This is a genomic window from Gardnerella vaginalis, from assembly GCF_001563665.1.
Taxonomy (GTDB): domain Bacteria; phylum Actinomycetota; class Actinomycetes; order Actinomycetales; family Bifidobacteriaceae; genus Bifidobacterium; species Bifidobacterium vaginale_A.
On sequence record NZ_KQ961869.1, the window covers coordinates 18,725 to 34,318 of the forward strand.

Here is a 15,594-nt window from a genome sequence, read left to right on the forward strand (position 1 = left end):
GTGTTTGTCAAATTTGATTTGTGTCTGCTAGTTCTTGATGTGTATTCCTTTTCTGAGCTAGTGTCTGATTCTGTCTGTTTTGGGACACTAGTGCAGTTGGTGCTCGCGCTGATTGCGCGCTCGCTTACGAAACTCGCGTTGGAAGTCCACTGGACTTCCAACTTAAGCGAGTTTCCGCTCCGAGTTGCCTTCGTGCGCGCTTTGACTGAGTCTGAAATTATTGGAATTTCAGGCTCCTTCAAAGCGTGATTTGGCTTAATTGTGAAGCACGGTGTGCTTCACATGCCAAATCAGCCGAACGGCTATGCCGTGAGGATATGCGCTCAGGCAGGTCGTCGCGCTGCGTGAGTGTTTCTGTTTGGCGATAGTAGCCAATTGCCTGCGAATTTGCATTGATTTGCTACTTTGGGATTTGGTTAAATGTGGTTTGGCTATTTGCACTTTACTATTTGCTTGCGTATTTGATACGTTTATGCTGATATAATGTATTAAATCAGCGTAAATGTGTCATTAAGTAGGTGTGTGGCAATCGCAGAATCCTATTAGCGTAATCGTAATTGTGATAGTAAATCGTAATAGTAAAATTTAATATAATTCATCCAATCGTGCTAACATAAGTTATAATATATGCACGAAAGGATGGTTACTATTATCACTACATTATTAGACGTTAATGGCAGCAATATGGTTACTCTAAAAGAAGCAAAATCTTGCGGACTGTCAAAATATAAGTTTTATAAATTTGTTAAAAATAATGAACTAGAACAGTTAAGCGGTGGAATATACGCGTCTAAAGACTCTTGGGTAGATGAGTTGCTTCTTATTCATAAGCGTTCACCATCCGCTGTTTTTTCTCACGATGAAGCTTTCTTTTATCATGGATTAGTTGATATGGAGCCAATTACTCACACTATTACTGTTTATAGTGGTTTTAATGCTCACAGGCTGAAAGCATCGTGCAATGTGAAAGTTTATAGCGTAAAAAAGGAATTGCTTGAAGTTGGAAAGATTTTAGTCATGGATAATCTCGGTAATAAAGTGCCAATGTATAATCTTGAAAGAAGTGTCTGTGACGCATTTAGAAGCAGAAATTTAATTGAAATTCAAGAATTTAATACAATCTTGAAATCCTATATTGATAGACAAGACAAAGATCTTAATTTGTTGATGGAATATGCGAAACTTTTTAGAGTAAACAATGTTGTTCGCAAGTATTTTGAGGTGTTACTGTAAGTGAATTTAACTGATGCGCAAATAAGAGGTAGAATCAAAAACCTCGCCGAACACAATAACGCAGATCCTCGTGTGCTAATGCGTCTTTACATGATGGAACGCTACTTAGAGCGTGTTTCCGTTTCAAAATATCGCAACAATTTTATTGTAAAAGGCGGTGTTCTAGTAACATCTTTGCTTGGTATTTCTATGTGATCCACTATGGATATAGATACGACTATTCAAAATTATGATTTATCGCTTGAAAATACTAAAAGAATGATTGAGGATATATCTCGCATAGACATAGACGATGGAGTTGATTTTACTATTAAAAGCGTTATGAAGATTATGGATGATATGGAATATCCAGGTATTCGTTTTGCGCTTGACTCGCGTATTGGAAGAATGATAACTCCAATAAAGATTGATGTTTCTACGGGAGCTACGATTACACCACGTGCAATCGAATATGACTATAAGCTGATGCTGGAAAACCGTTCTATTTCTATTCTTTCTTACAATATTGAAACAGTGTTTGCAGAAAAATTGCAAACAATATTATCGCGCGGAATTCTTAATACGCGTATGAGAGATTTTTATGATGTTCACGTGTTGCTTGTTTCACATAAAAGAGATGTAGATAGTGAGATTTTTAAGCGTGCTTTTCGTGCAACTTGCAAAAATCGTAAAACTAAAAATATTATAGATAATCTTAAATCTATTTATGAAAGTATTGCTTGTGATGAAAAGCTTTCTTTATTGTGGACGTTGTATCAGCGTAAATATTCTTATGCTAAAGATATTGATTTTGGCAGTGCACTACTGAGTTTGGATGCATTATTGAAATTGCTTGAATAGAATTTTGGGTTAAAATCCTTTAAGTGAGTGCTGGCTTTTATAAATCATTGGGAGACGTGCGCCAGTAGCCAATCGTTGTAAATTTGCAGCGATTGAATACTTTGGGTTTGGCTTATTTAGCGATTTTTTCAGTATCTTCTTTATTTTGAAGTTCTAATTGATTATATACCCAATTCGGCATAGCATTATCCTTTCACTAATATTTTGAAATAGTATGCTTTTTGAATTTCAAGCATATAATCTCGAAATATCTCCCGTGGAGGCAAGACGGCGGTGTTCATTTGTATGGGAAAAAATATAGGAGCAAGAACTTTTTACAGTTCAAGCTCCTATATCTTATAGGTTAGTTGTCGAATCCACCCTGAACGGTTCCCCTACGGTGTCCCGGAAGGTTAGCATCTGGCTCATATGGTGGTGTTTGTGTTTCACCGATAACTTCATAAGTAAACGTATGGGTACGCATGTTAATGGTGTAACGACCATATAGGGTGTGATAGCAACCGTTGATGCCTGCTTCTAGCAATTTTCTTTCATATGGATTGAACCAATCAATTACAAATTGATGCGTCTTAAAACGGTCATACGTTACCGTATGCGTTTCAGCATTAATTGTACGATACTTAAATGGATCGGCTATGATGTCATGGCCATGCCATTCATCTTCCAAGCTATATCCAAATCGAGTTCCAATAATCATCCTGCCGGTAGTAAACACATCGTTCGCTGGCTGAGGAGCTGGTGGAACAGGATGTGGAGCAGGTGGCACTGGGTGCGGAGCTGGTGGAACAGGATGTGGAGCTGGGTCAACTGGATGTGCTGGATGATTGTTATGATGATGCGGGTGAGGGGTTACAGGATTAGGTTGCGGCGGTGTTGAAGGGTTTGGCTTAGGTTGAGGAACAACTGGTTTTGGTTGCGGCTTTGGAGTTGGATTACTTTCATTATGAGTTTGCGCATTACTATGAGGTTGATGCGTGGTTGCGTTTTTGTGTGGATTGCTTGTATTAGTGCTACCAGTATGACCCTGAGGTGTTTTATTTACTGAGAAATTTTCAACAGGTGCTGCTACATGACGAATATCGGCAAACGTCTTAATATTCTTAGCAACAGTTTCGGCAATAGCTTTACCGTTTTCGCCAGACAAAGATTCGTCACCGTTCTTTAGAGCGGTCTTTACAAAATCTGCGTAACGGTTTACATAGTGTTCATCAACGATTCGAGCGCTGAGCTTGTCACCGAAGCTAATCTGGATCTTATTGTCGTTGTTCTTATCAATGCCGATTCCACCGTCAAAGCCGTCAGAATCGACTACGAGAACACTGCCGTCAGACAACATGCAGTCAGACATTTCAACCTTGTATTTACCAGGCTTCATGCTGATAATATCCTGCTTGTCATTTGCGACAATGGCGTGATAGAAGTCAACGTCCTTATTATTTTCATCGTCACCGATAAAGTGCATAATTACAGGAGAGGAAGCGGAATCGAAGTCATCGTTTGCAGTGATGAGGAATTCGACCTTATATTCGCTTAACTTTTTTACTTTTTGGTTTTCTGTTTTTGTTGCGCTGCTTTTTACACTATTCGATCCGCAAGAGCTTAGCGAGCATGCTAATCCAACTACGCTTAACGAAACAATTACGCCAGATACAATTTTTTTGAATGGTAAAGACATATTAGAGTGAATGTTTTTACCGTTACCTAAATTTTGTAACATGGTATTCCCCTGATTCATATTGTATTTTGTTGATACAAAAAAGCTTTAGCCCCCTGTATCAAAGCCGTGTATAGTATACGCTTGCTTATTGCAGCGCGTCAATATGAACGCCAACTATAAATCTGTAAAAATAAATCTGTAAAAATAAAGGCTAATATTTGCGATTATTCCGCTTAAAATAATCGTTCACAAATTCTTCAACAGATAGGAATGCGTTTTTATAACCCAACTTTTCGCATAGTTTTACAACATCTGGCTTGTCGAGTTGTGCACTAGAAAGTATGTCATCTCGCATAAAAGCTTCGCGCGAGCTTCCGTCAAAAATAATCTGACCATTTGAAAGCACAACAACGCGTTTGAATACTCGAGATACAAAATCCATATCGTGTAGAACTGCTATCACGATTTTCCCTTGACAAACTAATCTTTTAATAATTGATTCAATACAACGTTTTCCATTATCATCCTGAGCAATAGTAGGCTCATCTAAAATAACTACCTGCGTATCCATTGCTAAAATTGATGCAATAGAGATCATTTTTCTTTCGCAAAGACTCAAATCGTAAGGATTTACTTCGCTTTTATCTAAAAGTCCTACAAGTTTTAAACTTTCTTGTGCTTGGAGTAATGCTTGACTCTTATCAATTCCAATTTTTAAAAGTCCAAACATTACTTCACGTATAACAGATGATTCAAAAATCTGGTCATCTGGATTTTGGAATACGAAACCAATATTTTTAGCAAGAGAAGGAACGCTACGTTTTGAAATATCTTCACCATTTAATAAAACGCTTCCAGATTTAGGAGTAAGAAGTCCTCTAAGTATTTTTAGCAAAGTTGTTTTTCCAGTGCCATTTTGACCTATAATTGCACAGGCTCCAGGCGTAAAAGATAAATTTAGATTATTGAATATTTGCGTTTTTGGAGCATAAGAATAAGATACGTTTCGTATTTCAATAGTAGGAGTCATTATAAGCGATTCCCTTCGTTTGAGCTTAAAATGCGTGACGTTTGCTCAAGAGTTATTGGATACAAGCCATTATTGTTTTTTAACGAAAGTTTTTTGCAAATTTGAGTATAAATAGGAGGATTTACTCCATGTTCTTCTAAATCTTCGCGAGAAAATATTTTCTGCGGAGTGTCAAAATCAATGAGTTTTCCTTTGTCTAAAAGCATTACGCGATCGCTGTATTGCGCGATTTTTCCCATTTTATGCTCAACCATAATAATAGTTTGACCGTGATTTTTTAAGGATTCTACTACTTTAAAAACTTCTTCAGAACCTTTAGGGTCAAGCTGTGAAGTAGGCTCGTCTAAAATTATTATTTCCGGTTGCATAACTAAAATGCCTGCAATAGACATTCGTTGCATTTGACCGCCAGATAAATCGTATGGAGAGCAATCTCTAAGATGTGAAATGTTAAGCATCTCCATAATTTTTTCTACGCGATTTTGCATCTCGTTTTGCTCAATTCCAATGTTTTCAAGTCCGAAAGCGATTTCCTCGTACACAGTAAGTTTTGATCCTGTAATTTGATTAAAAGGATTTTGGAAAACTAGCCCAACTTTTTTGCAAAGATTGTCTATTGGAGTAGTTTTCACATTAAGACCGTCTACTTCAACCTTGCCACCGTATGCACCATGATAAAGATTAGGAACAAGACCTAAAATAGCTTGCGATAACGTTGATTTTCCAGCCCCATTAGCGCCTATTATTCCAATAAATTCGCCTTTATTGATATCGCAAGAAATGTCATCTAGCGCAAGAGTTTTACTATAAGGATAGCGATATTTTAAGTGCTCTATATGAATAGCTGCCATGCTATATATCCTAAATTATGAAGTAGTGCATAAAGAATAGCTGTGATTATCACAATGCAACAAACGCATAAAAATAGCGTATTGTATTTATTTGGCTTAAATGGTTTTATGAATGTTCTTTGTCTGTTGCATGAAAATCCGCGAACTTCTAAAGCTATAGTTCTTTCTTTAGAGCTCATAAACGAAGACATTATTATTGGTGATATTAAAGGCAAGAAAGCTTTGAAGCGCGTTATAAGAGAACCTTTTGTTTGCAATCCTCTACTTCTTTGCGCGTCAACTATAGTCGAAGTTTGTTGTGTTATTTGAGGAATAATTTGAAATAGTGAAACGAAAACATAACCAATTTTAGGTGGAAATCCTGCTTGTATCATTTCTTGCATCATGTCTGAAGGTTTAGTCGTTAGTGTTAGAACGCAAAACGCGAATGAAATATTTAATATATTGAGCACAATTTTCATTGCGAATTCGAAACCTTCTTTGCGAGCAATCAAAGGTCCTAGTTTGAATAAAATCGTATAGTTTCCTGATCTGAAGAAAGTTTGAACTATAAAAATAGTTATAATAATAAATCCAGTAACTTGTATTACGATTTTTATTTTTGCTAGAACCTTTGATGTTGCAAGTAATATTAAGCTCAAAATAATGAAGAAAATGAAAGAAGTATATCCTCCAATCAAACTTGGCGTACTTATTGCGCATATTATGTATGCAAGTTTGGTTTTTGCATATAGTCCATTTAGAAATGAATGCTTATCTTCAAATAGGCTGATGCTTTTCATTTTATCTCGTCTTATTGAGCTTATATTAAAGATTGAGGTTTATGTGCTTTATGCTTAAACATTTATTTATAAACTACTTAAATATTTATTGATAAACGTTTAAGCATAATTCGTTTATTTTTTATTTAATATTTCTTGTTTTTATTCATCAAGATTTTCATCATTAGATTGATAAATAGATATTAAACTTTTAGGTAGAACTTTATAAATTCCGGCTGCTACGAACAAAACAACAATCTTGTCTGGTATATCTATAACAAGCTCATCTACGAATGATGCAAAGAATCCTTTTGAACCCATTGCTGCAAAAATAGCGTCACCCCAAACATTTCCGGTAGTTCCGCCCCAATAAATCATGTTTAGAGGCGTAGAAATGATTACGGATATAGCTGCAACAATAAGACTTGTTATAAGAATGCGGTGCCATTTGTTCATATATTGCAATCTTGCAGCAATTCCAACGCTTACTCCAATTGCAGCAGCAGTGATTCCATAAACTGTAGAAATTGGATCAGCTGTTAAACCGTAAATAATGTGAGTTAAAAGTCCAGTGATTCCGCCTACGATTGGTCCTGCTAAGCATGCTGAAATGCAAGTGCCTAATGATCCAAGCCAAAGAGGTAGTTTTAACATGCTAGCGAATAGTTTTGCAACATAGTTTATTCCAATAGCTGCAGGAATTAGCACGAGTGAAGCAGTAGTTAATTTTATGCTCCAAATATTTTTTGAAGGATTAAACATTTAGAGTCTCCTATCAAAATATGAATAAATTCAAGTTCATTATACGCTTTGCTAAATGTTATTAAAGTACTTGAAAAATAATGTGTTATAAATTGTAGTCTTGTTTATTTTTTGTTATTTAAACTGATTCTTTATTATTTGTTTTGTATTAAATTTTTGCGGAAAATAATCACAGCTATATCACTTCTCTAGCAAAATCAAAGTGGTTCTTATTCAACTATTTCAAATTCAACTATCAAAAATTCTAGTATTCCAAATAATGATTATTTATGATAAAAAAATATAAGAGCCTTTTATATTTTATAAAAATTTTGTTATAAAAATGTTGCAATTATAAAAGGGAGATGACGATGAATGTAAAGCATAGTAGCGTATTTACAAATCCAGAAGTTTTAAACAAACTAGCGCAAATAGAACAATCTACCCAGATGCAAGGGAAATTAAATGAGTTAAAAGAAGGTGTAAAAAGTAATTCTTTTGAGCCTGCTCGCTTAATTCCGTTTATACCGTTAATAATTGTTTTAATTGTAGTATATAAGTATTTCCCCAATATTGATTACTCTCGTTATAAATATTACCTACTCATAATGGTTGCTTTTGTATTTTGTTTAGTAGGTAAGTTTTTCGAGAAGAAAAAGGTTGATGTAGATTCTTTATATTCAAATAATGTTTTAACGCCGATTTTGAATGCGATTCTGCCTGGAACAGTATTAAACAATTCTGAAGGAATTGATGACGATATTTTTGCTAATCTTCTACCAATATCTAGTATTTATTATTCAAGTCGCCACATAATTTTTGGCGATGAATTCAAAACTGAATTTTCAAACATGCAAGCAATGCACACTTCTATAAGTGAAAGTGGAAAAACTATTAAGAAAACGGATTTTATTGGGCAAGTTTTATTGATAAATTCAAAAACCAATATAAATGGTCATATTAGAATCGTTCCTGTTACTGGGAAGAACTTTATGGGGCAAAAACTAAATGGATACTATGGTAGAAAAATGAAAGGTGAGAGCGAAGTTCAGACAGAATCCATTGAATTTAACAACTCGTATTCAATTTTTTCTACAGACGATTTTTATACAAAACTGGTATTAGATCCAAGTTTTATAGAAGTATTGAATAATTTGCAAAAAAGAATGAGAGTTTGCATATATTTAGATAGTGAGCATATTATTGCAGCTTTTGACTCTGGTCGGTATCTATTAGGCACTCCTGGAAAATCTGGAGTAGAAAATCTATCTTTAATAAGAGAATATGCAAGATTTAGAGATATTTTGGCTGAATATTACGAAATAATCAGACTGATTAACGAGAAATTGCAAAACTAAAGAAAACTAAAACTAAAGAAAACTAAAACTAAAGAAAATTAAAACTATAAAAACTAATAATAGAGAAACTAAGATTATAAAAAACTAAGACAAGAGAAAGACTAAAACTAAAGGAGATATTATGGATATAAACACTTTTCTAATTGGTGTTGCAGTAGTGATTGTAGCGCTTATTGCTTGGTTTATTGGCACGTTAAATAGGCTAAGAAAATACAGGGTGATTATAGAAGAGTCGCAGAAAAATGTTGATATTGCGCTCGCTAAAAGATATGATACGATTTGCCAAATGCTCAAAGTTGCGCAGTCATTTGCAAAATACGAAAAAACAACCTTAGTAGATTTGGTTAGTTTAAGAGGGGGCTTAAGCTCTGTGGATTCTGGTTCTGTAATAAAAAATCAGAATAATGCAATAGGGAAGATTTATGCATTGGCGGAAGCTTACCCGGAATTAAAATCTTCTGAGCAGTTTTTGAATTTGCAAGAAGAAATAAACGATGAAAACGAGCAGCTTGCAGCAGCAAAGAGAATCGTAAATAGTAATATCAGCGTTCTTAATCAAAATATTGTTACTTTCCCAGTATCTCTTATTGCAGGCTTAAGCGGAATAAAGCAGATGGATTTTCTTGACGAAGATGATCTAAGCAACAAGAAGAATATAGATAGCATATTGGGTTAGATAGAATATTGTGCTAGATAATTCGTTTAATAGCTTGATTAACAATATGCAGTGGCCATTAGGTGCGAATTTGCAGCGATTGGCTACTTTGTGGTTTGGGTATTTTTGGGTTGGTCATTTGTGTCAGTGAAGAAAATTGCCGCAAATGGCAAAAATCTTCACTGGTATTTATTAGGTGCGTATCTCAATAGCAGGTGTATATCTCGCTGACAGGTGCGTATCTCAATAACTTTAACTTACAATATGTCAACCCAGTTCTGTCTAGCATGAAGTATTCTATGCACCATAACCGTTTTGTTCTCTTCGCAAATTTTATAGAATATTACATATTTTTTAACGAAACATCTTCTAAAGTTTTTGCTACTTAAGTAATTATCGTTCACAAGTCTGTACCGATACGGCATTGTTGATAGGCTTGAAACAGTGGCTTCAACATTATCGAGGAATTCGTATGCTGTAATTGGTGAGTCTAAGTTGTGTGCAATGTAATGAAGTATGTCTTGCAAATCTTTGTGATAACTTTGAGAAACGATTATTGAGTATTTTTGGTTATTTTGCGCCATTGTTGAGTTCTTCTCTTAAGTTTTGCATTGATTCTTCAAAAGATAATGTGCGATTGTTGTTAAAATCAGACTCGCTTTGAGATAGTAACCTGTACAGTTCGTATTTGTTCATGAATTTGTTGAATAAGTCAATGCTCATTACTGCTAAGTCTCCGCGACCATTTTTTGTAATGAAAACTGGCTCTTTTGTTTCGTGACAGAACGTTGATATCTCGTTGTAGTTATTGCGTAAATCTGTGCTTGACTTAATAGTTGGCATCGTGTGAGTCCTTTGAGATGATTGTTATTTTGGTTTTGAATTATCTTGTATGGTCTTGTTTTATGTGCATAAATATTAACTTAGTTTAATGTAATCTAAAGATATTATATAATTATTTCTTTATATTATTGACTTTGTAGTTTCAATGTTCGTGATTCTAGTAGCCATTAAGTGCAGATTTGCAGCGATTGGCTACTTTGGATATTGAGAGTTTAAATTATCCAGATTATAATAGTAGCCATTAAGTGCAGATTTGCAGCGATTGGCTACTTGGGATTGACTAGTTATGCTTGCTTCTTGCATTGCTTGCGGAAAGATTTGCATAACAATAAGAGCTTTGTATAGCGGTATCGCGGTATGTTCGCATAATACGCTTATTGAAAGGATACTAGATATGCCTGTTAAAGAAATAAAGAGAGACTATTATATTCAAAAGCTCGCGTCTGCAAAAAATAATGGTCTTATCAAGGTAATATCTGGCATGCGCAGATGTGGAAAAACGTATATTTTGATGAAACTATTTTATGATTATTTGATTGCAAATGGCGTAGAAGATAATCATATTATTCGCATAGCATTGGATGATAGAAGAAATAAAGACTTGCGTAATCCTGATAATATTCTTGCACATATTGATGAGCTTCTGAAAGACGGTAAGACATACTATCTGTTTATTGATGAAGTTCAAATGATGGACGATTTTGTAGATGTGCTTAATAGTTTTCTGCATATCAGTAATCTAGATGTTTACGTTAGCGGTAGTAATTCTAAATTCCTTTCATCGGATATTGTTACAGAGTTTAGAGGAAGAAGTGATCAGATTAGAATTTACCCTCTTTCGTTTTCTGAATTCATGTCTGTTAGTGAAAAGGATGAACGAGATGCTTGGGAAGAATATTGGAGATTTGGCGGCCTTCCTCAAGCTGTTTTAATGGAAAACGATGAGCAGAAACGTGAGTTTCTTCAATCAGTTTTTGAAAATACGTATAAAAGAGATATTCTTGACCGTCATGCAATACGAAAAAGAAGTGAACTTGATGATGCTACTAGGGTAGTTGCTTCTTCTATTGGTGCTTTAACTAGTACTAGAAAAATTGTGCAAACGTTTAAATCAGTTTCACAGGTCTCAACTACAAGGACGACTGTTGAAAGATATATTTCTTATTTAGAAGATTCGTTCCTTTTAGAGAGCGCTATTCGATATGACATTAAAGGCAGGAAGTATATAGGTAGTCCTGTGAAGTATTATTTTACGGATCTTGGCGTAAGGAATGCGCTTCTTGATTTTAGGCAGATGGAAGAAACTCACATAATGGAAAATATTATTTACAATGAGCTAAAACGTCTCGGTTACAAGGTGGATGTTGGTAGTGTGCAGGTTAGTGAAGTGAATAAAAATGGCAAATCAGTTCGCAAACAAACAGAAGTTGATTTTGTTGTAAATAAGGCAGATCAAAGATTTTATATTCAATCTGCACTTGCTCTACCTACTAGAGAGAAGACGTTGCAAGAAGAAAAGTCTTTGATGAATATTAGTGATGCGTTCCGTAAGATTATTCTTGTTGCCGGTAGCGTGAAGCCTTGGCACACTGAGGAAGGTGTTCTTGTATTGGGATTACTGAATTTTCTTCTTAATCCTGAAGCTATTTATATGTAAGTATTTGTGATTTTTTACAGCTGAGCTGGCGCAAGTAGCCATTAAGTGCAAATTTGCATCGATTGGCTACTTTGTGATTTTGTGCGATAATGCGCATACTGGTATATAGGATTGAATGGTTTGTAGAATTAGTTGATTGTATGACGGAGTTGATTGTATGACAGAATATGATTTACCGATTTTAGAGTATGATTCCGATAAAAGTGCAGTTTTAATGCCAAGTCACGATAATATTGCTGTTCGTCTGCCATCTAAAGCGGTTTTTGCTTTCTTAGGCGATGAAATTGATCAGTATGCTTTAAGTAGGAAAGCCACGATTGTAGCAAATTTTGAATCTGCGACTAAAAAATATCCGATATATGTTTTGGAAGAAAAAGTAGGAGATGCAGTAAGAGAAAATACAGGCAGCGAAGTAGAAGAAGAAACGCAAAAAATCTGCTTAGTACAGGCTCCAGTTGGCGCTCCTGCCGCTGTTCAGATATTGGATTGGTTGATTTCTTACGGCGTTAGGGAAGTTGTTAGTGCTGGTTCTTGCGGATCGCTAGTTGATTATGCGGAAAACGTTTTTCTGGTTCCGTATAAAGCTTTAAGGGATGAGGGGACTTCTTATCATTATTTGCCTCCAAGTCGTTATGTTGACGTTTCAGATCGTTCAAGGCTTGCTATTTTGCAAACTTTGCAGGCGCATAATTTGCCTTACCATGAAGTTAAGACGTGGACTACGGATGGATTTTTCCGTGAAACTAAGATGAAAGTTGCTAGTCGTAAGCAGGATGGATGCGCGGTTGTGGAGATGGAGTGTTCCGCTTTAGCGGCGTGTGCGCAAATGCGTGGGATTGTTTGGGGTGAGATTCTTTACACTGCAGATACTTTGCACGATGTTGAAAATTATGATGAGCGTAATTGGGGCGGGGATTCTAAAGCGTATGCGCTTGAGCTTTGTATTGAATCAGTGTTGCGCATTTGATACGTTTATGCTGATATTGCATATTAAATCAGCGTAAAAGTGTTGTTTTCATATGTTTATGATGGCATTACATGTGAAATCATCGTTTTAACTTAATTTGATTTTTTTTTTAACTCTATGCTTATTATTTCTAGCAAGCATTACGTATTAAGTGTGTTTGAGTATTACGTTAAGTGTTATTAAACATGATAAGCGTGCTCAATCAGGATAAGTATGATAGTGTAGCTTTCAACGTCTTGTAGAGAGCGCATCAGTAATTTGGGAACGAAAATACTAGCTGCAAAAATGTTATTAGATAAAGAGTAATAGTAGAAATGCTATGAATAGTAGAGATAGCAGATAGTAGGAATACTAAAAATATAAGAGATATATAAGGGAAGTGAGAGGTAGCTTGAATGAGCAAAACTGACAACGCGGCAAATCATAATTCACTCGCAAATCAAAATATTGCATCTAATCAGCAATCGCCTAAGAATCAGAAATCGTCCGCGAATCAAAATACTTCATCAAATCAGCAATCGCCCAAACTACATCCCGATGTAAAAAATTACGTAAAACTATTTTTCAAAGAAAACAAGTTTGTAGCTTTTCTTTCTATGATAGTTTTTATTGCCTTGTCTATGATTTACACTGCTATTTCTTGGATTTTGCAAATTATTTTCGACTATATGTCTGGCAAAGGAAACTACTCTTTAACTGCTATTTTGCTGCTTGTTGTTTTCTTTATGCTTGCAATCTCTCTGATTTTCGCATTGAAGCGCAGTGCGTACCCTCGTTTTCTTGAAAAAGCAATGAACCAGTATAAAGAGTCTGTTATTAAGAAGCTTTTAAAAAAGAGTTATAGTGATTTTTCGCTTGCTAATTCCGGAACGTATCTTTCTGTACTCACTAATGATTGCGAGCGTATTCAAGAAAAGTATTTGAAGAAGATTTTTGATTTTGTTCAAGACGTTCTTATGCTTGTGAGCTCTCTAGCTCTTATGATTTACTACAGTCCGCTGCTCACTGTTATTGCTCTTGTTATCTCTGTGCTTCCTATGGCGTGCTCGATTCTTACAGCTAACGGAATTGCTATTCGTGAGGAGCAGGTTTCTAAGTCGAATGAGTCTTACACAGCTTTGACGAAGGATGTTTTGAACGGCGTTTCGGTTATTAAGAGTTTTAAGGCGGAGCAGGAGGTTATTGATCGCTACAAAAATCAGTCGATGGAGCTTGAGCATACGAAGAATCTTCGCGAGAAAACGATGACTACCGTTTCTGCTCTTGGCACAATTTCAAGTCTTGGAACTCAGCTTGGCGTGATGCTTGTTGGCGCTTGGATGGTTAACGCTCACGTTGGTGTTATTACTGCTGGCATGGTTTTAGCTTTCACTAATTTGATGAATGGAGTGCTTCAGCCAATTGCAAGTCTTCCGCAAATGCTTGGCGAGATGAAGGGCGCTAAGAAGCTTATTAGTAAGATGGCTGATTATATGAGTAACGCTAAGGAAGATTTTGGCGAGAAAATTGGCGATTCTATTAAAAGCGTTGTTTTGCGCGATGTTTCGTACGCTTATGACGCGGATCATAAAGTTTTGAAAAACGTGAGTCTAACTTTGCAAGCTGGAAAATCTTACGCGATAGTAGGACCAAGTGGCGCTGGTAAGAGTAGTTTGATTAATCTGCTTATGGGATACTACAAGGATTATGAAGGTAGCGTGCAGCTGAATAATCATGAGCTTAGCAATGTTAGCAAGAGTTCACTTTACGATAAGACGACTCTTATGCAGCAGTCTGTGTTTATGTTTGATGCTTCGATTTTAGATAATATTACGCTTTTTAAGCCGTTCCAGGATGCACAAGTGGATCGCGTGATTCACTTGGCTGGTTTGGATGATTTGATTGCAGCTAAAGGCAAGGATTATCAGTGCGGCGAGAATGGTTGTCATCTTTCTGGCGGAGAAAAGCAGCGTATTGCTATTGCTCGAAGCTTGCTTAAAAAGTCCGAGATTCTGTTGGTTGATGAGGCAACGAGCGCGTTAGATAACGAGACGAGCGTGAACGTAACGCAGTCTATTTTGGATTTGCAAGGAATTCTTCGACTTGTTGTAACTCACCGTTTGGATGCTAATTCACTTAAGCAATATGATGAGATTCTTGTGATGAAAAGTGGCGAGCTTATTGAGCGTGGAAGCTTTGAGGAGCTTATGAGTCAGAAGGCGTACTTCTACTCGCTTTACACTGTGTCTATGTGAGGATGTGACACTGATTGTAGGAATGCGCTGGTTTGTGCTTGGTTTGAGCCTGGTTTGTTGGCGTGCGCTGGTTTGTTGGCGTGCGCTATGCAATTTAGCGCAAGTGATTCTGAACTAGTGTTAGTAGCCATTAAGTGCAAATTTGCATCGATTGGCTACTTTGGTGTTTGACTGATTCTGGTTTGGCTACTTTGTGATTAGCTTATTTAGCTACCTTTTAGGTATTGCTTTTATTTTGAAGTGTTAATTGATTATATGTCTAATTTGGAATAATATTATCCTTTCATCAATATTTTGAAATAGTATGCTTTTTTGAAATTTCAAGCATATAATCTAAAAATATCCTCTTTACTGGTTTTATTCAGTAAAGAGGATACATATCAAAGACGGCGAGGGAGATATTTTAGTTATTTCTTCGGTCTTTCAAATTGACGTTTTAGTGTTTCCAGTGCAACTCTTAGGGAGTTTACTCTTCATCTGAAAAATCTTCGCTAGATGCGTCTATATGACGAATGCTGGCGAATGTTTTAATGTTTTTAGCAACAGTTTCAGCAATAGCCTTTCCTGTCTCACCAGACAGAGATGCATCACCGTTCTTTAGAGCGGTTTTCGCAAAGTCTGCGTAACGATTTACATAGTGTTCATCAACGATTCGAGCGCCGAGCTTGTCGCCAAAGCTGATCTGGATCTTATTGTCGTCAGCCTTATCGATGTCGATTCCACCGTCGAAGTGGTCAGAATCGACTACGAGAACACTGCCGTCAGAC

Annotated in this window: 16 protein-coding genes; 8 read left to right on the forward strand and 8 right to left on the reverse strand. The window is 36.0% G+C overall.

Annotation, left to right across the window (positions count from 1 at the left end; genetic code table 11):
- The first annotated feature begins 627 nt into the window (after positions 1-627).
- From HMPREF3230_RS04535 to HMPREF3230_RS04540, 3 genes are read left to right on the forward strand one after another with little or no spacing between them, the layout of a single operon-like run.
- A complete protein-coding gene (locus HMPREF3230_RS04535; protein WP_075523763.1) occupies positions 628-1,233 on the forward strand; it encodes a type IV toxin-antitoxin system AbiEi family antitoxin domain-containing protein in 606 nt (201 codons plus the stop codon).
- Complete coding sequence (locus tag HMPREF3230_RS06630; protein WP_230955922.1) at positions 1,234-1,428, forward strand: hypothetical protein; 195 nt, start codon at positions 1,234-1,236, stop codon at positions 1,426-1,428.
- Between the two features lie 6 nt (positions 1,429-1,434).
- The gene (locus HMPREF3230_RS04540) at positions 1,435-2,073 is read left to right on the forward strand and encodes a nucleotidyl transferase AbiEii/AbiGii toxin family protein (protein ID WP_230955923.1); all 639 of its coding nucleotides are present in this window, start codon (positions 1,435-1,437) and stop codon (positions 2,071-2,073) included.
- Between the two features lie 343 nt (positions 2,074-2,416).
- Here the strand turns inward: HMPREF3230_RS04540 and HMPREF3230_RS04545 are convergent, their stop codons facing one another.
- The 5 genes from HMPREF3230_RS04545 to HMPREF3230_RS04565 all read right to left on the reverse strand — a co-directional run bounded on the left by HMPREF3230_RS04545 (position 2,417) and on the right by HMPREF3230_RS04565 (position 7,134).
- A complete protein-coding gene (locus HMPREF3230_RS04545) occupies positions 2,417-3,790 on the reverse strand; it encodes a hypothetical protein (RefSeq protein ID WP_075523764.1) in 1,374 nt (457 codons plus the stop codon).
- Between the two features lie 151 nt (positions 3,791-3,941).
- On the reverse strand, positions 3,942-4,760 hold the full coding sequence (locus HMPREF3230_RS04550) for an energy-coupling factor ABC transporter ATP-binding protein (RefSeq protein ID WP_075523765.1): 819 nt from the start codon (positions 4,758-4,760) through the stop codon (positions 3,942-3,944).
- Positions 4,760-5,611 (reverse strand): energy-coupling factor ABC transporter ATP-binding protein, encoded by an 852-nt coding sequence (locus tag HMPREF3230_RS04555; RefSeq protein ID WP_075523766.1) that lies wholly within the window; start codon positions 5,609-5,611, stop codon positions 4,760-4,762. Before HMPREF3230_RS04555 ends, HMPREF3230_RS04550 begins: the two co-directional genes overlap by 1 nt.
- A complete protein-coding gene (locus tag HMPREF3230_RS04560) occupies positions 5,593-6,393 on the reverse strand; it encodes an energy-coupling factor transporter transmembrane component T family protein (RefSeq protein WP_075523767.1) in 801 nt (266 codons plus the stop codon). The genes HMPREF3230_RS04555 and HMPREF3230_RS04560 overlap by 19 nt, the downstream gene beginning before the upstream one ends.
- Positions 6,394-6,534: 141 nt before the next feature.
- Entirely contained in the window at positions 6,535-7,134 is a 600-nt protein-coding gene (locus tag HMPREF3230_RS04565; protein ID WP_075523768.1) for an ECF transporter S component, read from the reverse strand.
- A 350-nt stretch (positions 7,135-7,484) separates the two neighbouring features.
- On the opposite strand from HMPREF3230_RS04565, the gene HMPREF3230_RS04570 reads away from it, so the two are divergent.
- Positions 7,485-8,471 (forward strand): DUF3137 domain-containing protein, encoded by a 987-nt coding sequence (locus tag HMPREF3230_RS04570; RefSeq protein WP_075523769.1) that lies wholly within the window; start codon positions 7,485-7,487, stop codon positions 8,469-8,471.
- 121 nt (positions 8,472-8,592) lie between these two features.
- The gene (locus HMPREF3230_RS04575) at positions 8,593-9,147 is read left to right on the forward strand and encodes a LemA family protein (RefSeq protein ID WP_075523770.1); all 555 of its coding nucleotides are present in this window, start codon (positions 8,593-8,595) and stop codon (positions 9,145-9,147) included.
- A gap of 236 nt (positions 9,148-9,383) precedes the next feature.
- Here the strand turns inward: HMPREF3230_RS04575 and HMPREF3230_RS04580 are convergent, their stop codons facing one another.
- The gene (locus HMPREF3230_RS04580) at positions 9,384-9,710 is read right to left on the reverse strand and encodes a type II toxin-antitoxin system RelE/ParE family toxin (RefSeq protein ID WP_075523771.1); all 327 of its coding nucleotides are present in this window, start codon (positions 9,708-9,710) and stop codon (positions 9,384-9,386) included.
- Entirely contained in the window at positions 9,697-9,969 is a 273-nt protein-coding gene (locus HMPREF3230_RS04585) for a type II toxin-antitoxin system Phd/YefM family antitoxin (RefSeq protein WP_075523772.1), read from the reverse strand. Before HMPREF3230_RS04585 ends, HMPREF3230_RS04580 begins: the two co-directional genes overlap by 14 nt.
- 394 nt (positions 9,970-10,363) lie before the next feature.
- Between HMPREF3230_RS04585 and HMPREF3230_RS04590 the strand changes: the two genes are divergently transcribed.
- From HMPREF3230_RS04590 to HMPREF3230_RS04600, 3 genes are all read left to right on the forward strand, one after another.
- A complete protein-coding gene (locus tag HMPREF3230_RS04590; RefSeq protein WP_075523779.1) occupies positions 10,364-11,626 on the forward strand; it encodes an ATP-binding protein in 1,263 nt (420 codons plus the stop codon).
- A 157-nt stretch (positions 11,627-11,783) separates the two neighbouring features.
- Positions 11,784-12,593 carry a nucleoside phosphorylase gene (locus tag HMPREF3230_RS04595; RefSeq protein ID WP_075523773.1) on the forward strand — a complete coding sequence of 270 codons (810 nt, stop codon included), beginning with the start codon at positions 11,784-11,786 and terminating at the stop codon, positions 12,591-12,593.
- A gap of 395 nt (positions 12,594-12,988) precedes the next feature.
- On the forward strand, positions 12,989-14,827 hold the full coding sequence (locus HMPREF3230_RS04600) for an ABC transporter ATP-binding protein (protein ID WP_075523774.1): 1,839 nt from the start codon (positions 12,989-12,991) through the stop codon (positions 14,825-14,827).
- 466 nt (positions 14,828-15,293) lie between these two features.
- Here the strand turns inward: HMPREF3230_RS04600 and HMPREF3230_RS06535 are convergent.
- The coding region (locus HMPREF3230_RS06535) for a hypothetical protein (protein ID WP_196489648.1) at positions 15,294-15,594 on the reverse strand (301 nt) is incomplete at its 5' end.